This is a genomic window from Dysgonomonas sp. GY75 (assembly GCF_015234155.1).
Taxonomy (GTDB): domain Bacteria; phylum Bacteroidota; class Bacteroidia; order Bacteroidales; family Dysgonomonadaceae; genus Dysgonomonas; species Dysgonomonas gadei.
In genome coordinates, this window is the sequence record NZ_JADCLQ010000011.1 from 1 (window position 1) to 23346 (window position 23346).

Here is a 23346-nt window from a genome sequence, read left to right on the forward strand (position 1 = left end):
TTGACTGCTCTTTCTCCCATAAGAAACTCGTATGCGAGGCTGACCTTTTAATGTAAAATGAGAATGATATTCTTCCCAATGATACTTAAAGGTTGGCAAAAATGCTTCAAACTCCGATAAACTAAAACCGGTTAATGATAATAATTGTTTCGGATTTTTTAGAATCTTGTCGTATTTCATTTGTGATTAATCAATCGCAAAGATATGTAAAAGAACGATTTAATAAACTATTAAATATAAACTCTATTTATAAAATAAAAATTTATGGAAACAAATAATAATACGCCTTTCAAGGCGGAAGACGTGAACTGGGATGAACTTTCCGGAATCGGTATCCGGAAAGACGACCTGGAACATTCGGGAGAGCTTGATACGCTGCTGAGCGGCAATAAAACCAATGTGATACCGCTCAGCCTTATCCTGTTGGGGGTCGATGTGGTCATGGACGCAACCCTGCAACTGGTCCGCAAGGGGGATTCCCCGTTACTTGAAATCACAGGCATCCAACCTGCCGCTTAACAGTTCACCAACCCGCCGTTTTCCCTGTCAGTATCAAAACTGCGGGAAAACGGCTCTTTTATAAAAACAAACCAATAACTTATGATCGCGATATTGACAGAAAAGCCTTCTGTAGGCATGGATATTGCCCGTATAGCCGGGGCAACCGAAAAACACGACGGCTACATGAGCGGAAACGGATATATGGTTACATGGGCTCTGGGGCATCTCGTTTCGCTCGCCCTTCCCGGACACTACGGACATTCAAGGCCGTCCGCCGCCAATCTTCCCATTTTGCCTGATCCGTTCCAACTGGTCATCCGCCGGAAAAGGACAGCTAAAGGGATGGTTACCGACAAAGTCGCGGCAAAACAGCTAAGCGTCATCGGCAAGGTGTTTAACCGGTGCGACAGCATCATTGCGGCTACGGATGCAGGACGTGATTATCAATAGTAAAATATTATCCAAAGCTACTTTCTAAGTATGACTATAAACTACTGGCATTCAATAATGCTTTTGATAATAATACTTGATAATATTTTGTGTAACTTATATAGTGGGTGGACTAATCCACCCACTAAAACACAATTATATGTCAAATAGAAAGACCAAAGAAGTCCATGTTCTAATGCGAGAATGCACAGAACATTTGCAGTATCTTGGATACTCAGAAGCTTGTATCGTTCAACATCAGAAGAAATGGATTGAGTATCTGTTGCCTTATTTAGAAGAGAGAGGTGTAGTCAATTACACCCCTGATATTGGTGAGGAATATTTAGATTCTATTCTACCAACGCTAGCCTTGCACTCTAAGCGTGTTCTTACTCGTAGCGTGCATATTCTTTCTGCGTATTTAGAAACCGGATTAATTCCGAAACGCATTGTGCATCTGGTGGAACATCCATTACCAGGAGAAATAGGTCAGGCAGCTACTATTTTTTTGCAAAATCTTGTAGAAATGCGCCGTAAAGAGGTTACCGTAGATAAGTACCGTAGAATTTTTAGTTATTTCATTGAGTATTTAGAACTCAACAATAAGGCTAAAATAACAGAGATTGAAGAGTCGGATATCTTATCCTTCATAAATACAAATAGAAATTTCAAGGATCGATATTTTGTTATGCGAAAATTTTGTCAGTTTCTAAATACTCATAAATACACAAGTAAAAATTTAGAATACACTCTTGCAGGCAATCATTTTCCCCGGCGAGAAAAGCTTCCTTCGATATATAGTGCTGATGAAATCAGACAAATTGAAGCATCTGTCGATCAACATGATTATGTCGGGAAACGTGATTATGCAATCCTACTACTTGCATCCAGATTAGGATTACGGTCATCCGATATTTACAGTTTGAAATTTGCCAATATAGATTGGGAGCATAACAAACTCATTTTCACACAATATAAGACAGGAAACCCAGTCGAATTACCGTTACTTGCAGGAGTTGGCGAAGCCATTGTTAATTATTTGAGATATGGAAGACCGGTTTCAGATCAGCAAGAAGTATTTCTATCTGCCCGTCCACCTTATCGTCCAATGACTCGCAGTTCGATAAACCGAGCAGTTTCAGGGATTATAAGCAGATCAGAAGTAGATATCTGCGGACGCAAATTCGGCCCGCATTCGATGCGCCATTCACTTGCCAGCCGCCTATTGTCCAACGGTGTATCATTGCCTGTAATATCAGAAACATTGGGACACAATAATACCAGAAGCACAATGGAATACCTTCGTATAGATGTTGCAAATTTGATTAAATGTACCCTTGATGTCCCCTTGGTCGCTCCGGTCTTTTATGAACAGAAAGGAGGAACGTTCTATGTCTAAATATGAGTTTTCCAGCATTTTTGCTCCATATATCCATAGGTTTATAAATGCAAAAGAGGCAATGGGATTTTCGAGGAGAACTTTTGAGATGATTCTCAAAGACTTTGATTTGTTTTTTATCAAAGAACAGGTCGAGACTCTGTTTATTACCCAATCTCTAATCTCCAAATGGAGAGCCACACAAGTTAACTGTAGTGAAAAAACTATTTATAGTAAGTACTCTATAATTGCACAGTTTTCCCGGTATATGAATCACTTGGGGTTTTCTTGTTTCGTACCGCGACTTCCCAAAAGGAGGTATAATACTTATGTACCCTACATCTTTACCCATGAGCAAATCGGAGCCATTTTTACCGCCTGTGATTCGCTTCTTATGGGTAGTCGTGAAGATCTGGACAGCAGGCTTTTTGCCATGCCTGCCATACTCCGCCTTTTGTATAGTACTGGCATGCGTGTCAGTGAGGCTACTTCTTTATTAAACCAAGATGTAGATTTTGAACGCAAACTGATTATAATCAGAAAAACAAAAAATCAGCAACAACGGCTTATACCAATCAATGCTTCATTGCTCCAAGTACTGAACCAATATATTGAAGCGAGAAACAGATTGCCCTTGAAAAATACAAATTCCATGGAAGCACGGTTATTTATATCACCATCCGGGCTTGCTTTGAATCAAAGCCGTGTTTATGCATGGTTTATGATGGTGTTGAAAAACTGTGGTATCCCTCATATAGCAGGTCGCGGTCCCAGAGTTCATGACTTGCGTTATCCAAACAAAAATAAAATCCAAACCTTTCATAACAATACTCTTATTTACAGAATGTAATTTCAGATAAGTTTGGATTTTATTTTTCTATTTTATATCAGAAAGTCCACACAAAGAAGCTAAAGTATTCATGTTATTCTTCCATTTTTTAGGGATCTTCTTTTCGTTTTCATCCTCAAGAGTCGCGAGAGCTTTTTCTTCTTGTTCGGTAGTTATATCCAGGTATGTCATTGTCGTTTGGATATTAGAATGTCCTAAAAGAAACGATATCTGGACTATGTTCATACCGTCTTCGAGCCAATGAGAGGCCTTCGCGTGTCGAATTTGATGTGCATGCAACCCAAGAGGTACTTCAGGGCAGATTTCATGTGCTATGGCGGCATATTTTCTAAGCTGCTTAGCCAAAGCCGTTTGACTCATTTTGCTGTGATATCCCTTGTTACGTGAATAAAACACATAAGAGTCAGGGTTCGGTATAGTTGGATGAAAATCAGATAGATATTGATTGATATGAGTCACAGCCTTGGGCAGAAGATAAAGAGTACGGATCTTGTTCCCCTTTCCTGCAATAGTTACATGTGGTTTAGCTGCATCAAGATGAAGTTGATTCACTTTCAACGACAGAGCTTCATCTATTCTTGCTGCCGTACTATACATGAAAACGAGTAATGTGATATCTCGTCTTCCTGTACATGTATTTGTATCAGGTACACTCATCAAAGCTTTGATAGCTTTCTTACTCATTCCGCATACTTTCTTCCTGATACTTTTTTGTCTTGGAATGAGTGCAGCTTCTTGAGCAAGGTATATGAAACTAATTTCTCTGGTTGCCAGATATTTTAAATAGGCTCGTATGGAAGCGAGCCGATTGTTGCATGTTTCGGGAGAACATCTTCTAGTATTCTTCAACCATAAAATCCACTCTTCTATATAGGTGTGGGATAATAACTTAAAAGAGAAGTTTGAACCGTCTATTTTTTTTGTGGATGCCAGAAAGTGTATAAACAGTGAAAGGGCATTAGAATAATTTTTTATGGTATGCGGACTGTTTGCTTTCAGGGAGGTAGCATATCCATGCAGCCAGTCATGAATATAACGCGCGAACAGACATGCCTCTTTATTCGGTTTTTTCATTATTTTCATTATTTATGTCTGGAATGATGGTTTCAAAAGACGTGTTAGTATTCTGTTGGATGATATCTGCCAAACCAGGAACCAATGAGTAATAATACTTCGTACTTTCAAAGACACTGTGTCCCATGCTTTTAGAAAGATAGAGGAACTTCGTGTTGAAATCCATGCCACAACCTATCCATTGGTTGATGTTTTCAATTGCGTAGTTATGGCGAAGTTCGTAAGCAGTGGCATATGACGTGTTCGCACTTTTCCAGAGTTTTTGGAAGTTAACCTGAACCCATTGGCGGGTGTGATAAGAATTGGTGCGTGAAGGAAAAAAATAGACACGTCCGGGGAAAATCCGGTCTATAGCCTCGTCGTATTTTCTCATAAGTGAAAGCATCGTATCATGCAATACCACATAATGCTGGTTGTAACCTTTTGTTAGTTTAATATCAAGAACTCCAGTGCTCAAATCAATATCTTGTACTCTGAGTAGCCTGGCTTCCGTTGTCCTAATACCACTGCTATATAACAACCGGAAGAAAACCGGAAGTGTAATTCGTCTGATCCGTTGTTCCTGAGTACGGTTGCCAATGATACTATCACATGCGTCAAAAAAGAGGAGAAGTTCCTCTTTGCTAAAAGCATGAGGAATATATCCGGTTTTAACAAAAGGAGGAAGGTGTGGCGGCTCAACTACAGTAAGCTTTCTCAATCTCAGATATCTTATGAAAGTAGCAACTACATAGATCCGTTGCCGACATGAGTTGCTTGACTCCGTTTTCCGTTGTTGGCACCAGCCGTCTACCATTTCTTGCGAAAGTACCGAATCGTTAGGATAGTTCTTTTTACAATATCTGTCGAAAAGAAGAATATTGGGTTCGTAAGAGGATTTATTCCAATGATCCGAAGCTATTTTAAAAGCGATGAACCGTTCTATTAATGGAGCGATGCCCGATTCAAATTTACTCACCAAAAACCTCCTTTCTTATAGGATAGAGTTCGATACTGAGGGAGCATTCCTTCAAGTGGACAAGATCTGCGCTCAAATATGCGACTATAGAATTAGGAGAGGTATGTCCCAGTACATTAGAGATAACCGGTTGTGGAATATCATTTTTCAAAAGGGAGGTCGCAAAATAGTGACGGAAAATATGTAGCCCTTTTCTATCACCGTGGTTTTGTCTTATGTTGGACATATGCATAATTTTCTTTGCTATATTGTTCATCCCTTTGGACGTTAATTGTTTATAAGGGGTGGTTTGTGTAATGAAAATTTCTTCGCATTGGCATATAGGGCGTTCGTTGCGAATATAATCATATATAGTATTTCCAACTATTGCCCGTAATGGTAATTTTAATGGGACATCGGTTTTCTGCTGATTGATTATAATGAAATCATTGATCCAGTCTATATTGGAAAATTTAAGTCCTGCAATATCACATCCTCTTAATCCTGTAAACATTGCCAACAGACCTATTGCCTTGTCACGCAAGGTAAGGTTTGAGTTCGTGTCAGTTAATGTAATCTTTATCTTCGATATCTCAATTTCTGTGAGGTATTGTATATTACGTCTTTTTTCCCGTAGTTCAGGGAAGAAAGACAATACACGGAGACATAGCCCTTCCTTGAAAAAGGGGATGCAACCTTTAATTACGGCAGACACATTTTTTTTGTAGGAACAGCTATAGTCCCTGAATACAGACAGAATGTATTTTTCTTCAATCTGGTCAAAGTTATGGATACCTAGCTTTTGAAGTGCCAGGAAGAAAGTAGTGGCATTGTGAGACTCGTGATACACAGTTTCAGACTTTTTTCCGTACTTTGGCCCTTCAATGCGAAAGATATCAATCGCCCTTCTGAACTCTTCTGACAACAAGTCATAACCCTTAGCGATCAGAAAACCTGTTCTTACATGCTCCGGGAATATCCCCCTAACATCAAACTGCTCAATTAACCCTAAGATGCTACGTATATGCCGTAAAGTTGATGCAGCCAATCTTTTTTCTACTGATAATTGATAAATGTCGACATAAGTAATACTCGAATCTTGTGCCTTTAATTTAAGGACTTGTTTAATTGTTCGTCGAAACCTATCTATATAGATCTGCGAATACCCTCTCTCCTTCAAATACGAAAGGAGAATAGGAACTCTTGTTTGTAAATCTTGTTCTTCCATTTCTTATTAATTAAGTATAAAGAACAAGGTAATATAATCAAAACTATCCTCAAAAATAGATATTGATAATCAGTATATTATTATGAAAGGTTTGGATTTTATTTTTATTTGGATAACTTAAGAAATCAAAACGTTTTGATTTTCTCCGTCATACTTGTGCCGTTCATTCTTTGATGAACCAAGTCAAATTCGGAGTAGACATATATTGCGTGCTTCCCATCTTATCTGTTTTCCTTGGACACACGAAACCTTCCAGCACGGAAACTTATGTTAGGTTAACGCAAGAAATGTATCCGGATATTATCAAATTGGAGCAATCAATCACACAGTTTTTATATCCGACTCTACCTAATAACCCTGTTCAATATGAAGAATGATTTTGCAAAATATTTAACACGTTTCTTTACGGAATATTTATCCGGAGAACGCGGAGCAAGCCATAATACGATAAGGTCTTATGGTAACACTTTCACCTCTTTTCTTGATTTTATGGATGAGGTAAATCATGTCAAAGCAGATAAACTCTCAATTGACATTCTTACGCGGAACAATATACTGTCTTTTTTGCAATGGCTTCAAGAAAAGAAACAATGCAGTATATCCACACGTAACCAGAGGCTTTCTGCAATACATTCTTTCTGTAAATATCTTCAATATGAGGATGTGATACATATGGAGCAATGGCAAAATATATTGTCTATAAAGTTTAAGAGGATTGAAAAGCAATCAGTGAACTATCTTAATGTAGATGGAATAAAACTACTTCTCTCACAAATTCCAACGGAAACCAGGGAAGGACATCGTGATCTTGCTATAATAGCATTACTTTACGATAGTGGTGCCAGAGTACAAGAACTCATTGACCTGACACCACTGGATGTTCATTTAACAAGACCATATTATATCACACTGTTTGGAAAAGGACGTAAAAAACGACTTGTACCACTTCAAGATCAACAAGTAGCTTTGCTTAAGGATTATATGGAAGAAAACGGATTATTGAAGCCCTCATATAATCAACGACCTTTATTTACCAATAATCGAGGAGGAAAGCTGAGTAATGCCGGTATAACTTTTATCCTGATGCGATATGTAAGGAATGGGCACATTGTTAATCCCGACTTGATTCCGGAAAGAATCAGTCCGCACTGTCTACGTCATAGCAAGGCGATGCACTTGCTTCAAGCAGGGGTAAATCTTATCTATATCAGTTATCCGAACTAAAATATAATCCTAACTAATAGGATAAAATACCTGATTTCTAATTCCTTAATCTATCTTAAGTTAGGATTATATTTGAACTATTTCTTCTTACTAAACAATTCAGACAACTTATCTTTACCTTTCCCCCACTTCTGGGGTAACAATCTTGTTTTTTCATCTTCCAACGATATCATAGCTTTTGCTTGCATATCAGTAGTTATGTCCAGATAATCCATCGTTGTAGTTAGTTGAGCGTGACCTAACAGTTTGGATAGCTGAGCTATATTCATACCATCATTTAATAAATGAGTCGATTTTGCATGCCGGAATTGATGACAATGGAGATTCAGAGGGACATCCTGGCAACGTTTATGAGCTGCTTTAGCATAAATCTTGAGTCGTTTATTCATTGCTTCCTGAGATATTTTAGCTTTAGATCCTTTAACTCTTGAGAAGAAGAGATAATTGTTCATATCCGGTTTAACTCCATGAAACTTTTTGATGTATTTTCTCATATTGATTACCAGTTTAGGTGGGAGATAAAGAGTTCTGAGTTTATTACCTTTACCATATACTGTTACATACGCATCTTTTGTGTCCAATTTTAAATCAGATAGTTTTACGGACAGTATCTCATCAATTCGAGCTGCAGTTCCATAAATGAAAGCCATAAAAACCACATCCCTATATCCGGTAATAGTATAGATATCCGGTTCTTCCATCAGAGCCTTAACGGCATTTTCTGTCATACCTTCTACTTTTCTCTTTTTCTCTTTCAGTCGATTAACATTCAAAGAATCAAGATATAAATACCTATATTTCATATTCTGTCCACCCAAATACTTTAGAAAAGATTTAAGGGAAGAGAATCTGGCGTTACAACTTTCAGGGGTACATCTACGTATATTATTTAGCCATATAAGCCATTCTTTGATGTTCTCTTGAGAGAAATCATTACTGGAACTGAAAGAGGTTGAACGTACTCCTTTCGTTGTTTCTAAGAATTCCATATACAATCGCATCGCAAACTCATATGAACGCGTTGTATTGGTACTCTTGCAAAGTACACTATCGTCAATCCAATTGACATAGTATCTGGCTACTTCAAGGGCATCAGTCTTCTTCATCTGGTAAATCTGGAATTAAATGGTTATATGTATTGCCGGACAAATCTTCAATGGTTTTGTGAAGTTTAGGAACAAGGCTATAATAATACAATGTATTTTGCAAGTTGCTATGTCCCATAGATTTACTCAAGGAAACCAACTTATCATTCACCTCATAGCCTACATTGACCCATTTGTTGATATTTTCTATAGCATAATTATGCCTGAGAGCATAAGGGACTGTCTTTGTGGTATTGTACTTAAACCACATTTCCATAAAACAATTAGATACCCATTGGTTCCAATGGCATTTATCATGAACTGCGGGAAAGAAAAACTTTCTGTCGGGCAATAAATGGCAGATTACTGAATCGTATTTAACCATAAGACTTCTCATTGTGTCATGCAGTACTATCATATGTTCGTTATAACCCTTTGTATGCCGGATAGTAATGACTCCGGTTTTAAGATTAACATCCTCGCACCTTAGGAGCCTGCCTTCTGTTGTCCTTATTCCACTACTAAAAAGAAGCCGGAAAAATACTGGAACTTCTATTTTTTTTAGTTTTACATTTAGGGTTGGGCCATCATCTAACTCATCGCACGCACGAAAGAAGTTTTCTAGTTCATCTTCTGTAAAAGAATGGGGTATAGGATTCTTACCTTTTACTTTCGGAAGTTCGGGTATCTTGAAATCAATCCAACCTCTGCTATCAATATATTTAAGAAACCCTAGAATAGGAGCGATTCTTGATCGGTTAGAGAAATCGGTTTCAGTATCACGTTTTGCAATCCAGGAATCAACCATCTCTTTTGTAAGAGATACCTGATTAGGAAAATATTTGTTACAGTCACGATAAAATTGAATCAAACCGAAAATGGTAGATTCCTTCAATCCGGACATCCTACGGAATTTTAAATAAGTGCTATACATTTCATTGAATGTCATTTGATTATTTTTACTCATATATCAAACACCCCCTTTCTGACCGAATACCTTTCAATACTTAAAGCACATTCCTTAAGACGGGCTAAATCCGTGGCAAGATATGTTTCTAATGATACAGGAGAATCATGACCAAGTATGTCTGTAATGATTGGAGCCTGAACTCCATTTGCAAGGAGTTTTGTTGCTATACTATGACGAAAAAGATGCAGTCCTATCTTCCCTCCATCCGGTCTGATATTAATCTTCTTAAATACCGTCTGCACAATTTGATTTATTGCAGATGACGTTAAACCTTTCTTTATCTTATAAGTAGTTATGAATACTTTCTGACAATCAGTTTCTGGTCGTTCATATTCAATATAATCCCATATGGCGTTTCCAACTACAGGTCTGAGAGGTAGCATCAATGAATTATCAGTCTTACTTTGTACAATATGAATTAAGTTATTTGCCCAATCTATATTGTCAAGATTCAAAGTTCTGATATCACATCCGCGTAAACCTGTATACATGGTCATAATAAGAATTGTCCTATCCCGAAGAGGTATGTCTGGGCTTTCCATATCAAGAAAATTCTTTAACTTATCAAGTTCTTCTTTTTCAAGAAATGGATATATCTTACGTCGATTTCTCAAAGCTGGAAGATATGATATGATGCGTTGACAATCCGGATAAGAAGACAGATTTTCCTTCAAAACGGCTTTTACCTGCTTCATGACATGGTATCCCCTTACTATTCTGCCATCTTCATTGAAATAACTTAATGTACTATTTTCAGTAATATTAGTTAGAGTGTTATAATGAAGACTTTGTTGATAGTAGAAAAATCGAACAGCAGCGCCTTTTGTAACACATAAATATGAATCGGATACTCCTCTCAACTTAGCAGAAACTACAAAATTGTCAATAATATGCTTATATTCAATAGATAGACTCGAATACTTATCCGGCATTAGGAATCCGGAACGACGATTGCATTTTGGTAAGATGCCGTATAGGTCGAATTGTTTGATTTTACCGATTATCTTATACTTATGATGAAGTGTTGATTTTGAAGAAAATTTGGTGTGAATAAACTCGAAGTACTCTTCATACGATTTAATGTCCGCACTGGTAGCCTCTCTTAACACTTGTCTTATGCCAGTGAGAATTTCACCAATATAAGCCTTAGAATACTCATCCTCTTTCAAATAGCGGATTAAAATAGGATAATTTTGTTGTAGATTACTGACATCCATATTATATATTTTAATGGTTTGAATGTCATAATTATACAATAAAATCCTAACTCTAATTATATTTTGGTGTTATAAATAAGCACTTTATCCTATTAGTTAGGATTATATTTTAGTTCGGATAACGGATGAAATACAAACTTTCGGATATTATCAGGGATATCCTCGGACATGTATCAATGCAAACAACGAATCCTAAACCAAAACAAATCCTAAACTAAAATGTAATAATTCTTTAAATCAATATATTATCCATAGAAAGCTTAGGATTTATAATATACATTGTCTTTATTCAAGACTAAATATGGTTCTAAGATTATCTTCATTCCATTCCTCTCTCATTGTATTTTCGGTATTTTCGTCTTCAAGGTTTTTCAAGGCATTAGTAATCTGGGATATGCTGATGTCAAGATACCTTGCCGTAGTCATATAATCTTCATGTCCCAGCATTTTAGATATAACGGGAAGGGTGATACCATCCTCTAGCCAATGAGAAGCCCGGGAATGGCGAAGCTGGTGTGAATGAAGGCCGAGAGGTACTTCGTTACATTCTTTATTAGCCAGCATTGCGTATTTTTTCAATCTGTAATTTACTGCTTCTTCTGTCATCTTCTCATCACGTCCCTTTTCCCTTGAGAAAAAGAGATAATCATTCGTTGACTCATTTCCGTAGAAGAACCTTTTTATATAAATCCTCAGATTGGCTATAAGTCTTGGAAGTAAGACAAGAGTCCGTGCTTTACGTCCTTTACCTATGACAACAACATAGCCTTTAGAACTACTTAAATGAAGATCGGATACTTTTATAGACAGAACTTCGTCTATACGTGCTGCTGTACCATACAAAAATGAGATAAGTGTAAAGTCCCGACATCCAATCTTGTTTTTTGTATTAATACTCTCCATCAGCGCTTTTATTGCATTCTTGCTCATTCCTGTGACCTTTGTTTTAATCTCCTTTCTTCTGGGTATTTGTTGGGCTTCATAATATAGATCTTTGTATTGTTTTTCCATTCTGGAAAGGTATTTAAGGAACGACCTGATTATGGATAACCTTATGTTGCATGTCTGTGGTGTACATTTCCGATGAGTCTTTAGCCATTTTAACCAATCTGAGATTACAGTTTCCGAAAAGCATTTTTCTGTTAAGAAATTATTTCCGTTGTATCCAAGCACTTCATAAATGAAGTCCATATAAATATCCATAGTCAATTTATAGTTCTTAACTGTAGACGAACTTTTTACGTTTATTGATTCAGCCATCCATCCTCTGTAGAAACGAGCTATTTTAGAGGCTTCCTTTTTATTTTTATTTTTATTCATATTCTTCATCATAATCTAATTCTTGTACAATGTTATTGTATGATTCTTCGCAAAAATCCTTAAGAATCTTTCCAAAGGAGGGTACGAACGAATAATAATATAATGTGTTTACTATAGAGTCATGTCCCATGCTACGACTTAATGCCAGAAACTGATCAGACACGAAACAGTCTGTGTCCTCTTTTGTTATCCATCTATTGATATTTTTAATAGCATAACCATGCCTAAAATCATATGGAATGGCATAAACTTTATTGTAGCGATACCACATTTGATTAAAATTATCATTTAACCAGTGATTGCTAAAAGGTTTATCATGGATATTGGGGAAGAAGACGGTTCTATCCGGCATAATGTTTTCTATTGCCATATCATATCGTACAAGAAGTTCACGCATAGAATCATGTAGGACTATAATATGTTCACTGTAAGTTTTGGAGATCACAATATTTACTACTCCTGTTTCGAGATTAACGTCACATCTTCTCAGATCTCTGGCTTCACAGGTTCTTATGCCACTGCTATAAAGGAGTCTGAAGATTACAGGTACTATAATTCTTCTAATCCTTTCAAATTTCCTAATCTTATATTTAGATTCTATATTATCACAAGCTTTGAAGAATTTACATAGTTCTTCTTCTGTAAATTCATGAGGAACTCTGTGGCCTGTTTTCTCATTAGGCAAATATGAAGGATTTACGAAGTCTATATAATTTCTCTTTCTCAAAAAGTCAAGAAATCTACAAATCAAACTTATTCTGGTATTTCGTGAACTTGGCAGTTCATTTTCTCTTTTTGCACACCATGTATCTGTCATATGCTGTGTCAGATGACTTTCTTTATAATTCCTATTACAGGCATTAGCAAACGTCGTAAGATTTTTAAGTGCTGATTTGGAGACCTTTAAACCGGAAACTTTTCTATACTCAACATATTTCCTATACAATTCGTCTCTTGATGGTTTCGAAAACAGTTGTTTGCCAAGAGTTTCATAAGGAATATTCTTTTCCCAACAAGGTATATTTTTCTGAAGTTCACAGTCTGATTTCTCCTTCGATAAAAATTGCGGGAACTGCGATATCTCAATCTTAAAATATCCGGATGTCTTAAGATAGTACAGAAAAGAACGTATAAGATATATCCTTTTATTATAAGAGCTCACTTTTTCCGTTTCTCTTTTCTTACACCATTCATTTATCATTTGTAATGAGAGGTGTTCCTCTTTATAATTTTTATTGCAGAAATTGATAAAATTAAAGAGGTTACACAATGCACAATATGTATTTTTCCTTCCTGTTAACCTTCTGAATTCAACGAAGCTATCGTACATTTGATTTCTGGATAAATTGTTTTTATTCATTGAAAAAGCCCTTTCCCGTTTGATAGTTTTCAATACTAAGAGCACATGCCTTTAATCTGGTCAAATCAGTTTCAACATATGCATTCAACGATTTCAGGCTTTTATGTCCTAATACTTTTGATATGACGGGTGCAGAAACACCACCATTAAGTAAACCAGTCGCAAAATAGTGTCGTAATAAATGTAATCCTTTTCTGCCGCCATCTATTCTTACACCTGCTATTCTGAAAAATTTCTGAGCCAATAGCCTAACTGCCTGAGGCGTTATAGGTCTCGTGTCTTTATCGCTGGTCAGGAAGATGAACCTATTTTTATGCTTTGTCCTCTCGTTAGTAATGTAATCATATATCGCATTCGACACGCAAGGTAGTATCGTTAGTTTCAATTCTTCTCCGTTCTTTTTCTGTACAATATGCAACTCACTATATTCTCTGTTAATATCGTTAATGGACAGTGATGCTATATCACACCCTCTCAAACCTGTGTACATTGTTAGCATAACAATTGCCCTGTCTCGTTTTGATATCAATTCCTTTTTGTTGTTATCAAACAATAAAGTCTTTATTTTTTCTATCTCCGACTCACCTAGGGCCGGATAGATCTTCTTTACTTTTTTCTTTTGTGGGAAAAAAGAAAGAAGATGGCTGAAGTCTACATTTTGAACAGTGTCTGTCAATATTTTTATGGACGACCTTATTATTTGTAAATAGTCGGCTCCTCTTAATTCCTTTTCTCTATCAAAGAAATAGCCTAATACAACATCTTCCGTTACAATATCCAATGATATAATATTATTGACTTGTAAATGATAGAAGAAACCAGTCAAAATATGCCGCCGGGAATATACAGTACTTTTAACATAACCTTTTTCTGCTATTTTAGAAAGATATGTGTCTATAAGATTACGATAATGCGTATTAAGCAGCGAGTATTTGTCCTTCTTAAACAGGGGCCTGCTATGTTCATGATAACATGGAAGCTGGTCAAGCTCTTCAAAATCTGCTATCCTTTTGATCTTGGTACGTTTTTCCTTTAATGTAGATGCCGTCAGATTAGTTTCACGGACCAAATAATCGTAAACTTCTTCGTAGGTTTTGATATCCGAAGTAGATTTTTCCAACTTGAAAATCAGATCAATTACAGCCTGATAATCTCGAACCGTACTTTTTGAGTAATGTAACTCTTCTGCTAAATGCCGAATGAAAAGAGGATATGAACTCTTTAATTTTTTGATATTCATGTTTATCTATATTTATATGTTTACCATACAAATATGATAAAATCCTAAATTCATTATTCATAGCATGCTGATATATTGGCTAATTGGTCTTTAGTTTAGGATTTGTTTTGGTTTAGGATTCGTCGTTTAATCCGAAATTTCGGATTAAACGACGGAGATATATGCCCGTGCTGATTCTAAACAAAAAAGAGAAGCGCTTGAATCCGCATATATTGATGTGCTACCGCAAGTGGAAGAGTCAATAAGATCGTGGGAAAAGGATTCTAAGCTAAGGTCTTGGCTTAAAAGTTTAGGAAAGTAACATATTATTATCCAAAGTAGTTTTTGGAAGTAATGAATATAAATATTTAATAATCAACACATGAAAAATCCTACTTTGGATAATATTTTACTATTGATAATCTCGTTTATCACTAGTTGCGATAAACGCGAAGGATGCCTGATCTTCCGGTACATATACCGTTACCTGGAATGTACAAAACCGTTCAAACGCCTGTGGATATCTTCGCTGACCGATGAAGCCATAACCAGAGGGATGGCAAACCTCAAAGAAGGCAGCGGCTATGACGCCTTATATATGGCGGCCGATTGCAGGGCAAAGGCTGACTGGCTGATCGGCCTGAATGCAAGTATGGCACTTGCCGCCTCATCGGGGATGGGAAACAATTCACTCGGCAGGGTACAGACCCCGGTGCTTGCCATGATATGTGCCCGTTACAGGGAGAACAGGAGCTTTATCTCCTCAAACTACTGGCAGCTGCATATCACTCTTGAAAAAGAGGGAGCCTACCGTTCATTCCATTATACGGAGGATTTCAAAGGGAAAGAAGATGCGGAAAAACTGTTTGCACGCCTGAAAGCCTGTCCGCCGGCACGTATTACAAAGGTGGAACGCAGAATAATCCATCAGGCACAGCCCCTTTTATATGACCTGACGGCATTGCAAAAGGATTGTAACATTCACCTGGACCTGCCGGCGGAAAAAACACTGGAGACAGCCCAAAGCCTGTATGAGAAAAAACTCATTTCGTATCCGAGGACCTCCTCCCGCTATATACCGGAGGATGTGTTCAGGGAAATACCTTCCTTATTACGCATGGTCCTGCGTATGGACGGCTTCAGGCACTTTGCAGGAGATATAGATATGTTCCGGTTGGAACAAAGATCCGTCAATAACAAGAAAATAACAGACCACCATGCATTGATCATAACCGGGGATTACCCGCGGGAGTTATCTGCGGCGGAGAAGAGTGTGTACCATATGATTGCAGGGCGCCTGCTGGAAGCCTTCGCCCCGGAATGTAAAAAAGAATCGCTTCTGACAGAAGCCTCCTTTGACGGTTTGCTCTTCCGTTCCCGTTCCCAAAAGATGCTCTTTCCCGGGTGGCGGAATGTATTCAATTATCCAGAGGATAAGGAAGATGACGAAAAGGACACGGATGAAAACCCCGCTGAATTTGAAGAGGGAGAAAACGCGAAGGCCGGCGGGTATAGCCTGGCCCGGAAAAAGACGGCGCCTAAGCCACTATATACGGAAGCCGCCTTGCTGGCAGCTATGGAGACGGCGGGGAAGAACATATCCAACGAGGCGCTCCGTGAAACGATAAAGGAACAGGGATTAGGTACTCCGGCGACCCGTGCGGCAATCATAGAGACGCTCTTCAAAAGGGAATACCTCGAACGCTGCGGCAAGTCGCTGACGCCTACCTCAAAAGGACTCTATATCTATGATGCGGTCAAAGACATGCGGATAGCGGATGCGGAAATGACCGGGCAATGGGAGAAGATGCTCGCGGATATGGAAACGAAAAACGGATCACCCGAAACCTTTATGAAAGCGATAGCAATATACACCCGACAGATAACCGGGGAGGTGTTGTCGCTGAAATTCCCGGAGCAGGCAGGCAACGCGATGCCTTGCCCCAAATGCGGGACCGGTAAAGTAGTCATACACGCAAAACTGGCTAAATGCGGCAATGAGAAATGCGGATTGCTTATACATAAAAAATGCCTGAACAGGGAACTTTCTGACAGCCATATCCGGCAGTTGCTATCTACCGGATCGACAAGGCTGATCAGGGGATTTGAGGGCAAAATGGGGAATACTTTTGATGCAAGACTGGTTTTCGATGAAAAGCACAATATCGCCTTCTCCTTTCCCAAAACCGGAAAGAGTAACCAAAAAAGGACTGTAAAGCCATCCGGGAGCAACCGGAAAAGGAAAATCTAGGCAAAACTGTTTTGGAACAGGTAAAAGCACAGGACGGTTTGGACTGTGCTTTTTTTTATCGCCAAGGTAAAATAGTGGAGGAAGGAAGAAGACTCCTTGCTATCCCGGTTCATTGGCAAATGTAGCTTCGTGTCCTTATCCACAGGCAAGGTCAGACCCCTTGCGGGGTTTTCGTAAAAATCATCCTCGCTGCGCTCCGGTATTTTTACGAAAAACCTTGCATGCGGGGACACTCCGCTTTGCTTGCCCCTGAATCGGGAACGACAAGGAGTTCCCATAAAACAATAGATATGAATGCAAATAACACTTCCTCTTCAGCAAAGAAATGGATAAAGACCGCCGCCGTCTTTATCCTGGCCTTATCCGGTTTCAGTTATTTATACCGCCACGGAGTATCTCCGGTATGGGCCGCGGCGCTTATAGTCCTCTTTCCCGGTATTTTCCGCTTCATATACAAAGCGGTATGCTTCCTGGTAGCGCTGGCTATCCTTATTGCCATTATCCGCTTTATTATCATTTGATTATAAAAGTATGGCAGCAAATATATGATCATGCGGAAAGTAAGGCAATATGAAAACCGCATAAACGAACGGATATGAAAATGACAGAACCCATACAGATCTATAATCCCACGGCTGATGATATAAACGCCGGACTGCCGGATTTTACTGAACAGGCAGGGAGACCCGCCCCTCAACAAAGGGTTCCTGCAGAAGAAACTCCCGGAATCAAAAGCAGCGGCCCTGTCAGGGTTGGCAAGCTGCTAGAACCGCTACGGCAGATCATCGGCCATCCCGACCGGAACAGGCTGATGGCGGAATTATTCAGGGACTATAAATAAAACGAAGATGGAAAAATCAAGGAAGGCGTAGCCGGGTGTGGAAGCATATCCGGCTATGGCTTTTTTTAAGTTCCCAGATTCTTGTTAATTACAGATACACAACAGCAGGAGACAGTTAACGCTTTAAAACAGACCGTTAAATACTTGCTGTCAGTTATTAATAATCATTTAAAATTTATAATTATGTTTTTTACCCAGATCAACAGGATAATGAGCCAGGCGGTAGACATCACGCTGGTTATCCGCAAGAAAGAAGGACAGTTAACAGTATCGGCCATGCCGAAAACAAACGGGTTGAAGGATGAGGCACAGAATCATATCGTGCCGCTGACCGTCACGGGAACACCCGAGGAACTCGACAGGGGATTCCTGCCGACGATTTGCACTCCGATGCAAAAAGCGGCAGGATTGCTGGCCAATATGAGCAACTTTGAACAGCAGGCCGATAAGGCGGCGGCAAACTCCAAAGCGGCCAAAGAGCTGAAGGAGAAAGAGGCAAAGGATGCCAAGGAGAGGAAGGAGAAATTCGAGATGCTGATGAAAACGGCAGCGGAACTCGAATCCGGCCGGAAATATGGCGAAGCGTTGACAAACCTGAAGCAGGCAAGGACTTTCGCCATACCGCAGGCTCTTAAATCGGTCGATGAGAAAATCAACGCGGTACGGATGAAGATGAACCAGGGAAGTTTATTCGATATGGAAGCGCAACAACAGGTACAGGAACAGCAGCCGCAGCGACAACCGGTAGTACAACCGATTCAAGTGCCACAACCTGTCCGACAACCGATCCGGCAACAGGTTGACAGGCAGCCTGCTTACAACAACGGACAGCAGGCAAACGGCCATATGAACGGGAATTATCCTCCCGGAAATAACGGGCAACCCGTATACTATAGACAACCTGCATACTCCGGCAATCCGTATAACGGGCAGGTTATGCCTGAAGAACTCGGGGAAACCGAACCTGCCTATGCGGTTAATGCCGACTTCTCGACACACAGGGAAGGCGAATACGACCAGTATCCCGATTTTCCCGGATATCCCGGGCATAATATGTATAACCCTCAAAACGGATAAGCTATGCCACTTGTAGTTAATGGAATGGAACGTTCCTTCTCCTTTAAGAAAGGGACGGAACAAATTGAATTGAGCGATCCGAACCCTTCCGATACGCCGGAAGCTGTAATGAGTTATTATTCCAATATATATCCGGAACTGACCACCGCATCGGTACACGGGCCGGAGATAAGGGAAGACAAGGCGGTTTATGAGTTCAGAACCACGATCGGAACAAAAGGATAGTTAAATGAAAACAGATAAAACAAAGAAATCATGCAAGCAGTTGGAACCCTCGCAGCTACATTCCCTGGCCCGGTATATCATAAGCCAGACAGAACGCGACATTCACAGCGGAGTGAACAGGAAAAAACGGATTACGGCGCCGCTGGGCGCCGTAATTCTTTTCTGAAAACGGTATTTACCCCGATAGCGCCAAAAACCGTTATCCGGAACCGGCAGGGTGAAGATATTAATTATGTCACCGAAGAGAATTATAAGTTTCTGCTGGATTCAGCTCAGAATTATGCCTCGCTATCGGGTGCAGGTCTAAAACACAACCCGGGGAACAGCATCGGGGAAGGGATCTCGAATATCTATGACGAGCTGGACGATATTATCGGGGACGTCAACCTCAATATAGAACCATTTGAAGACAAGCTGCAATTCATATTGTGGAAATACCATACATGGGGCGATTATACATTTTACTGGCTGCCTGTAAAGTTTACGGAGACTCTAAACCCGCAACTGAGGAAAATCGCCCGCTCGTTTATCCACCGGTTTATGCACAGCAACGGGATGATAACAACCAATGAAGCGTTTGATGTGGAATGGATAATGGAATGGGCGGAAGACGGGTTGCAGGAATGCGATCCCGGCGACAGGAGAAAAAACGCAAGGCTGCTCGCTTCCTATAAGTCGGGAAAGGTATACAGGCTGATGGAACGGATCGGTTCGAAGCCGTATTATAAAAACCTGCCGGCAGTACTGGACAAATATGTTCCCAACAATGAATTTGAAGAAGAACTCATCGGGTTATTCAGGGAGGGCTTGCAGTTTATCGGGAAGGATAAACCGTCCATCATGTCATACGGGTATGATCCCCTGGACGATGAGGACAGGGACTATCATCCGGTAGATATGGAACGGATGATACGGGTCGTTTACGACCTCGATGATTTCGTGACCGGATGGATGATGGATTGGGCGAACAATGAACTGAGGGAGTCTTACGATATATCTCCCGCGACACAATTCGCTATTTCACCGGATACCATGGAACTGTTTTCAATGGATCAGTATCCCGATAACTTTTTCAAATGGTTTGATAAACTGTGTACATTAATCGCTTAATAAAAGAATCACATGAATAAACTGACTGAACAATTGAAATCCCTTTACAGGCCGAAAGCCGTGCTAATCGCGTATCAGGGGGAGAATGCCAGGGCCAGCGAGTATTTTCTGGAATTAAGGCAGATAGATAAAAACGGAGCCATGGGTGAGGCAATCCCCGTGACCTACAGCTTTATGAATGATATAGCCGCGAACTTTTCAGAGGCATACAGCGGGATACCCTCGGGCAGACTACCGGAAAACCTCCTGTTTGCCGATACACGGAAAGGGCATGAAAAATATATCTGGTGGAATCCTCCACGCAAGAGGATGATGTATTTTGTACGGAACCTGGGTATTGAAAACGCGGAGTACCATGTGCCGGGCATTATCTATATTGCCGGGGAGAGCGGCCTGTCCGTATATGCTTACAAGGATATAAAACTCCCGGAAGGTACGGAACTGTTCCGTGCTCCGTTCTTCAATACCTCGGGGGACAATGTGTGCCTTGGAACGGCAAAACTGCAAAAGCCGGCTAATCCGGCTTTCCATGAATTACTGGAATACTGGGAAAAGAAATTCTGGCTGACGGAATTCTCTCACCTCGGCGGCGGAGGGAACCCCACTAAAAGCAACCTCGTACTTGTAACCAAAGCCGCAAAAGACAAAGAATTCGATACAGATGAGTTAAAACCGCTAAATAAAAAACTAAAAGATATATTAAAATGAAACGGGTACACTATACGCATAATTACCTGATAAATCCGCAGCATCCGGTAACGGTAAACCTGATTGGCGGAGGAGGTACGGGATCACAGGTATTGACCTGCCTGGCAAGGCTGGATGTGACATTAAGAGCGCTTAACCATCCCGGGTTGTTTGTGACGCTCTATGATCCGGACGAAGTAACCGGAGCGAATATCGGAAGGCAGCTGTTCGGTTATTCCGATCTTGGACTGAACAAGGCTGTATGCCTGATCTCCCGGATCAATAACTTCTTCGGGAACGACTGGCGGGCCATACCCGGATTATTCCCGGCTGTTGCCAAAGAAGCGAAAGAGAAGAATATGGCAAATATCACCATCACCTGTACCGATAATGTAAAATCCCGCCTGGATATGTGGAGTTTCTTAAAGACGGTCCGGGATATAAGGGATTATACAGATTACAGGACGCCGCTTTACTGGATGGATTTCGGGAACGCGCAGACAACCGGACAGGTAATTATGGGAACGGTACGGAAAAAGATACCCCAGCCCAAATCAAAACAATATAAAACGGTGGAATCATTGAAGGTAATAACCGAATATGTGAAATATTCTGCCGTTAAGGTGGAGGATTCGGGGCCGAGTTGTTCCCTCGCGGAGGCTTTACAGAAGCAGGACTTATTTATCAACTCAACGTTGGCTCAACTGGGATGTAACATCCTGTGGAAAATGTTCCGGCAGGGGATGATCGAGCATCAGGGCGTGTATCTGAACCTGGAGACGATGAAGGTCAATCCGGTCGAGGTGTAATCCGGGACTATAAAAAATAAGAATAAGAGTAGTGATTTTTAGTCATTAATTAGATTAATAGAGGATTATTGTCGAATAATCGAACCCTTTTGATTAATAATAGAACTTTTGTCTAAAATTCATTTAGCAATTTTACAACAATTTTGATAATCATAATTTATAAATCATAAAAACACTAATATGAAATTTAATTCTAAATTTATTTTCTTAGCCAACTTTTTGATATTAGGAATGACAATATTCCCTGCTTTGTCGATGTCGGCTCAAAGCAATAGGCCTAAATTTGAGATTTTTAATGATTCAATAGCAAATGGATCCAATTGGATAGGGCAAGATGCTTCCCGTAAAGGTGGTTCTTCAAAGAACAGCACCCATTACATTTATGTAAAGCCGTCCTATAGCCCTGCGGAAATTGTGGGCTTATCCATACCAATCCGAGAAAATCCCGGTCCTGGGGAGTATCGCTATATAACATTCGCCTGGGTAAAGTGGGGCGGGGAACAAATTGGTATAAAATTACTAAATGACCCGTCAATTAACTCCCGGAATCAGATTGGGAAGAAATTCGATTATACTTACTATGCCGGGAAAGGAGACTTTATAGAAAAAGGTATCCAATTAGATGATCATATCACCGGGAAATGGATGGTTTTCACCCGGGACCTATGGAAAGATTTTGGCGATTTTACATTAACGGGAACCTCTTTTATTTGTCCAATGCCTCGTGACGCAGGCTTCGATGCGGTTATACTTGGGCAAAGTCAGGATGTATTTAATAATGCTCCTGCGATTTTACCTTCGCAAGTAACCGAATCAATTGCGTTTGACAATGATGGAAATATGGTTCTTGACGGGTATTTTGAGAAGGAAGCAATAGAAGAAATGCAAGGAGTAGATATTGATTGGGCAAGCCAGATCAAAGCTGGAGGAGTTTGGATGTATCCCTTATATTTTCTGGCTTTTCTTGCTCTCATTATTGGAATCCAACGTTCCATCACATCACGGGGGAGTGTTTTGGCACCTAAAAAACTTCGTAAGAGAGTGAAAGAGAACCTCCGGACAAGAAACGTCGCGGGTGCTATAGAAGCATGTGAAAAATATCCATCCACTTTAGCTAAATCATTAACTTTTATCTTTGAGCATATAACGGCCGGAAGGGAAGCTGTCAGCCAAACTGCAGGAGACATAGCTGTACGCGATGTACGAATACATTTATCTCGTATTTACCCGCTCTCTATAATAGCCTCGCTCTCTCCTCTTCTTGGCCTGCTTGGGACAATTGTCGGCATGATTGAAGCATTCGGACTTGTTGCTTTGTATGGAGATGAAGGAGGATCAGCTATTCTTTCAGATTCGATATCACTCGCTCTCATTACTACTGCTGCAGGTTTAATTATTGCTATACCTTGTATTGCTGTGTATTTTATTATCAAGAACAGAATCATGCGGTTAGCCTCAGTTATCGAAGTGGAGATCGAAAATGTGATTACTGATTTATATATAAATGATAATAGAATAGGTGGATTGACAAATAACAGAACAGAGGAGAAATAA

Annotated in this window: 23 protein-coding genes and 3 pseudogenes; 15 read left to right on the forward strand and 11 right to left on the reverse strand. The window is 39.8% G+C overall.

Annotated elements, in window-relative coordinates; genetic code table 11:
- Positions 1 to 180 (reverse strand): annotated as a pseudogene (locus tag IR083_RS24445) (DDE transposase family protein); the annotation flags it as partial.
- A gap of 84 nt (positions 181 to 264) precedes the next feature.
- On the opposite strand from IR083_RS24445, the gene IR083_RS05040 reads away from it, so the two are divergent.
- The 4 genes and pseudogenes from IR083_RS05040 (at position 265) to IR083_RS05055 (ending at position 3158) form a co-directional block, all read left to right on the forward strand.
- Positions 265 to 519 (forward strand): DUF4099 domain-containing protein, encoded by a 255-nt coding sequence (locus IR083_RS05040; RefSeq protein ID WP_194223493.1) that lies wholly within the window; start codon positions 265 to 267, stop codon positions 517 to 519.
- An 81-nt stretch (positions 520 to 600) separates the two neighbouring features.
- Positions 601 to 942, forward strand: a pseudogene (locus IR083_RS05045) (toprim domain-containing protein); the annotation flags it as partial.
- 148 nt (positions 943 to 1090) lie between these two features.
- Positions 1091 to 2329 (forward strand): site-specific integrase, encoded by a 1239-nt coding sequence (locus tag IR083_RS05050; RefSeq protein ID WP_194223495.1) that lies wholly within the window; start codon positions 1091 to 1093, stop codon positions 2327 to 2329.
- Positions 2298 to 3158 carry a tyrosine-type recombinase/integrase gene (locus IR083_RS05055; protein WP_242052367.1) on the forward strand — a complete coding sequence of 287 codons (861 nt, stop codon included), beginning with the start codon at positions 2298 to 2300 and terminating at the stop codon, positions 3156 to 3158. Before IR083_RS05050 ends, IR083_RS05055 begins: the two co-directional genes overlap by 32 nt.
- Before the next feature lie 27 nt (positions 3159 to 3185).
- Here the strand turns inward: IR083_RS05055 and IR083_RS05060 are convergent, their stop codons facing one another.
- From IR083_RS05060 to IR083_RS05070, 3 genes are read right to left on the reverse strand one after another with little or no spacing between them, the layout of a single operon-like run.
- Positions 3186 to 4232, reverse strand: a complete 1047-nt coding sequence (locus IR083_RS05060) for a tyrosine-type recombinase/integrase (RefSeq protein ID WP_194223496.1) — start codon at positions 4230 to 4232, stop codon at positions 3186 to 3188.
- The gene (locus IR083_RS05065; RefSeq protein ID WP_194223497.1) at positions 4216 to 5190 is read right to left on the reverse strand and encodes a tyrosine-type recombinase/integrase; all 975 of its coding nucleotides are present in this window, start codon (positions 5188 to 5190) and stop codon (positions 4216 to 4218) included. The genes IR083_RS05060 and IR083_RS05065 overlap by 17 nt, the downstream gene beginning before the upstream one ends.
- Positions 5183 to 6217 carry a tyrosine-type recombinase/integrase gene (locus tag IR083_RS05070; protein ID WP_194223498.1) on the reverse strand — a complete coding sequence of 345 codons (1035 nt, stop codon included), beginning with the start codon at positions 6215 to 6217 and terminating at the stop codon, positions 5183 to 5185. Before IR083_RS05070 ends, IR083_RS05065 begins: the two co-directional genes overlap by 8 nt.
- Before the next feature lie 546 nt (positions 6218 to 6763).
- On the opposite strand from IR083_RS05070, the gene IR083_RS05075 reads away from it, so the two are divergent.
- Complete coding sequence (locus tag IR083_RS05075) at positions 6764 to 7621, forward strand: tyrosine-type recombinase/integrase (protein WP_194223499.1); 858 nt, start codon at positions 6764 to 6766, stop codon at positions 7619 to 7621.
- A 77-nt stretch (positions 7622 to 7698) separates the two neighbouring features.
- Here IR083_RS05075 and IR083_RS05080 read toward each other — a convergent pair whose 3' ends face one another.
- The 6 genes from IR083_RS05080 to IR083_RS05105 form a co-directional block, all read right to left on the reverse strand.
- Positions 7699 to 8727 carry a tyrosine-type recombinase/integrase gene (locus IR083_RS05080; protein WP_194223500.1) on the reverse strand — a complete coding sequence of 343 codons (1029 nt, stop codon included), beginning with the start codon at positions 8725 to 8727 and terminating at the stop codon, positions 7699 to 7701.
- Complete coding sequence (locus tag IR083_RS05085) at positions 8714 to 9610, reverse strand: tyrosine-type recombinase/integrase (RefSeq protein WP_194223501.1); 897 nt, start codon at positions 9608 to 9610, stop codon at positions 8714 to 8716. Before IR083_RS05085 ends, IR083_RS05080 begins: the two co-directional genes overlap by 14 nt.
- A gap of 59 nt (positions 9611 to 9669) precedes the next feature.
- Positions 9670 to 10893: a tyrosine-type recombinase/integrase gene (locus IR083_RS05090; protein ID WP_194223502.1), complete on the reverse strand. Its 1224-nt coding sequence runs from the start codon at positions 10891 to 10893 to the stop codon at positions 9670 to 9672.
- A 285-nt stretch (positions 10894 to 11178) separates the two neighbouring features.
- On the reverse strand, positions 11179 to 12213 hold the full coding sequence (locus IR083_RS05095; RefSeq protein ID WP_194223503.1) for a tyrosine-type recombinase/integrase: 1035 nt from the start codon (positions 12211 to 12213) through the stop codon (positions 11179 to 11181).
- Positions 12206 to 13573: a tyrosine-type recombinase/integrase gene (locus IR083_RS05100; protein WP_194223504.1), complete on the reverse strand. Its 1368-nt coding sequence runs from the start codon at positions 13571 to 13573 to the stop codon at positions 12206 to 12208. The genes IR083_RS05095 and IR083_RS05100 overlap by 8 nt, the downstream gene beginning before the upstream one ends.
- Positions 13566 to 14813, reverse strand: coding sequence for a tyrosine-type recombinase/integrase (locus IR083_RS05105; protein ID WP_194223505.1), 1248 nt, complete (start codon positions 14811 to 14813; stop codon positions 13566 to 13568). Before IR083_RS05105 ends, IR083_RS05100 begins: the two co-directional genes overlap by 8 nt.
- Before the next feature lie 148 nt (positions 14814 to 14961).
- Here IR083_RS05105 and IR083_RS24615 point away from each other — a divergent pair.
- Together IR083_RS24615 and IR083_RS05110 are read left to right on the forward strand one after the other, a co-directional pair.
- Positions 14962 to 15114: pseudogene (locus tag IR083_RS24615) on the forward strand (integrase); the annotation flags it as partial.
- Between the two features lie 60 nt (positions 15115 to 15174).
- Entirely contained in the window at positions 15175 to 17043 is a 1869-nt protein-coding gene (locus tag IR083_RS05110; RefSeq protein ID WP_194223506.1) for a type IA DNA topoisomerase, read from the forward strand.
- Here the strand turns inward: IR083_RS05110 and IR083_RS05115 are convergent.
- Positions 17040 to 17321, reverse strand: a complete 282-nt coding sequence (locus tag IR083_RS05115) for a hypothetical protein (RefSeq protein ID WP_194223507.1) — start codon at positions 17319 to 17321, stop codon at positions 17040 to 17042. The two genes, IR083_RS05110 and IR083_RS05115, sit on opposite strands and share 4 nt — an antisense overlap.
- A gap of 12 nt (positions 17322 to 17333) precedes the next feature.
- Between IR083_RS05115 and IR083_RS05120 the strand changes: the two genes are divergently transcribed.
- The 8 genes from IR083_RS05120 to IR083_RS05155 all read left to right on the forward strand — a co-directional run bounded on the left by IR083_RS05120 (position 17334) and on the right by IR083_RS05155 (position 23346).
- A complete protein-coding gene (locus IR083_RS05120) occupies positions 17334 to 17564 on the forward strand; it encodes a hypothetical protein (RefSeq protein ID WP_194223508.1) in 231 nt (76 codons plus the stop codon).
- Between the two features lie 74 nt (positions 17565 to 17638).
- A complete protein-coding gene (locus IR083_RS05125) occupies positions 17639 to 17884 on the forward strand; it encodes a hypothetical protein (protein ID WP_194223539.1) in 246 nt (81 codons plus the stop codon).
- 183 nt (positions 17885 to 18067) lie between these two features.
- Positions 18068 to 18961: a PRTRC system protein E gene (locus IR083_RS05130; RefSeq protein WP_194223509.1), complete on the forward strand. Its 894-nt coding sequence runs from the start codon at positions 18068 to 18070 to the stop codon at positions 18959 to 18961.
- Between the two features lie 3 nt (positions 18962 to 18964).
- The gene (locus IR083_RS05135; protein WP_194223510.1) at positions 18965 to 19186 is read left to right on the forward strand and encodes a PRTRC system protein C; all 222 of its coding nucleotides are present in this window, start codon (positions 18965 to 18967) and stop codon (positions 19184 to 19186) included.
- 30 nt (positions 19187 to 19216) lie between these two features.
- On the forward strand, positions 19217 to 20296 hold the full coding sequence (locus IR083_RS05140; RefSeq protein ID WP_194223511.1) for a hypothetical protein: 1080 nt from the start codon (positions 19217 to 19219) through the stop codon (positions 20294 to 20296).
- A 12-nt stretch (positions 20297 to 20308) separates the two neighbouring features.
- Complete coding sequence (locus tag IR083_RS05145) at positions 20309 to 21004, forward strand: prokaryotic E2 ligase family D protein (RefSeq protein WP_194223512.1); 696 nt, start codon at positions 20309 to 20311, stop codon at positions 21002 to 21004.
- The gene (locus tag IR083_RS05150; RefSeq protein ID WP_194223513.1) at positions 21001 to 21792 is read left to right on the forward strand and encodes a PRTRC system ThiF family protein; all 792 of its coding nucleotides are present in this window, start codon (positions 21001 to 21003) and stop codon (positions 21790 to 21792) included. Before IR083_RS05145 ends, IR083_RS05150 begins: the two co-directional genes overlap by 4 nt.
- A 180-nt stretch (positions 21793 to 21972) precedes the next feature.
- Positions 21973 to 23346: a MotA/TolQ/ExbB proton channel family protein gene (locus IR083_RS05155; protein ID WP_194223514.1), complete on the forward strand. Its 1374-nt coding sequence runs from the start codon at positions 21973 to 21975 to the stop codon at positions 23344 to 23346.

What these genes read in the sequence shown, in the direction of transcription:
- IR083_RS05100 (WP_194223504.1), bottom strand. Translation starts at nt 13,573, where the DNA reads ATGAATAAAAACAATTTATCCAGAAATCAAATGTACGATAGCTTCGTT.
- IR083_RS05140 (WP_194223511.1), top strand. Translation starts at nt 19,217, where the DNA reads ATGCAAGCAGTTGGAACCCTCGCAGCTACATTCCCTGGCCCGGTATAT.
- IR083_RS05075 (WP_194223499.1), top strand. Translation starts at nt 6,764, where the DNA reads ATGAAGAATGATTTTGCAAAATATTTAACACGTTTCTTTACGGAATAT.
- IR083_RS05085 (WP_194223501.1), bottom strand. Translation starts at nt 9,610, where the DNA reads ATGTCCGGATTGAAGGAATCTACCATTTTCGGTTTGATTCAATTTTAT.
- IR083_RS05095 (WP_194223503.1), bottom strand. Translation starts at nt 12,213, where the DNA reads ATGAATAAAAATAAAAATAAAAAGGAAGCCTCTAAAATAGCTCGTTTC.
- IR083_RS05120 (WP_194223508.1), top strand. Translation starts at nt 17,334, where the DNA reads ATGAATGCAAATAACACTTCCTCTTCAGCAAAGAAATGGATAAAGACC.
- IR083_RS05055 (WP_242052367.1), top strand. Translation starts at nt 2,298, where the DNA reads ATGAACAGAAAGGAGGAACGTTCTATGTCTAAATATGAGTTTTCCAGC.
- IR083_RS05110 (WP_194223506.1), top strand. Translation starts at nt 15,175, where the DNA reads ATGAAAAATCCTACTTTGGATAATATTTTACTATTGATAATCTCGTTT.
- IR083_RS05115 (WP_194223507.1), bottom strand. Translation starts at nt 17,321, where the DNA reads ATGGGAACTCCTTGTCGTTCCCGATTCAGGGGCAAGCAAAGCGGAGTG.
- IR083_RS05090 (WP_194223502.1), bottom strand. Translation starts at nt 10,893, where the DNA reads ATGGATGTCAGTAATCTACAACAAAATTATCCTATTTTAATCCGCTAT.
- IR083_RS05150 (WP_194223513.1), top strand. Translation starts at nt 21,001, where the DNA reads ATGAAACGGGTACACTATACGCATAATTACCTGATAAATCCGCAGCAT.
- IR083_RS05040 (WP_194223493.1), top strand. Translation starts at nt 265, where the DNA reads ATGGAAACAAATAATAATACGCCTTTCAAGGCGGAAGACGTGAACTGG.
- IR083_RS05145 (WP_194223512.1), top strand. Translation starts at nt 20,309, where the DNA reads ATGAATAAACTGACTGAACAATTGAAATCCCTTTACAGGCCGAAAGCC.
- IR083_RS05080 (WP_194223500.1), bottom strand. Translation starts at nt 8,727, where the DNA reads ATGAAGAAGACTGATGCCCTTGAAGTAGCCAGATACTATGTCAATTGG.
- IR083_RS05155 (WP_194223514.1), top strand. Translation starts at nt 21,973, where the DNA reads ATGAAATTTAATTCTAAATTTATTTTCTTAGCCAACTTTTTGATATTA.
- IR083_RS05050 (WP_194223495.1), top strand. Translation starts at nt 1,091, where the DNA reads ATGTCAAATAGAAAGACCAAAGAAGTCCATGTTCTAATGCGAGAATGC.
- IR083_RS05125 (WP_194223539.1), top strand. Translation starts at nt 17,639, where the DNA reads ATGAAAATGACAGAACCCATACAGATCTATAATCCCACGGCTGATGAT.
- IR083_RS05135 (WP_194223510.1), top strand. Translation starts at nt 18,965, where the DNA reads ATGCCACTTGTAGTTAATGGAATGGAACGTTCCTTCTCCTTTAAGAAA.
- IR083_RS05060 (WP_194223496.1), bottom strand. Translation starts at nt 4,232, where the DNA reads ATGAAAAAACCGAATAAAGAGGCATGTCTGTTCGCGCGTTATATTCAT.
- IR083_RS05130 (WP_194223509.1), top strand. Translation starts at nt 18,068, where the DNA reads ATGTTTTTTACCCAGATCAACAGGATAATGAGCCAGGCGGTAGACATC.
- IR083_RS05105 (WP_194223505.1), bottom strand. Translation starts at nt 14,813, where the DNA reads ATGAATATCAAAAAATTAAAGAGTTCATATCCTCTTTTCATTCGGCAT.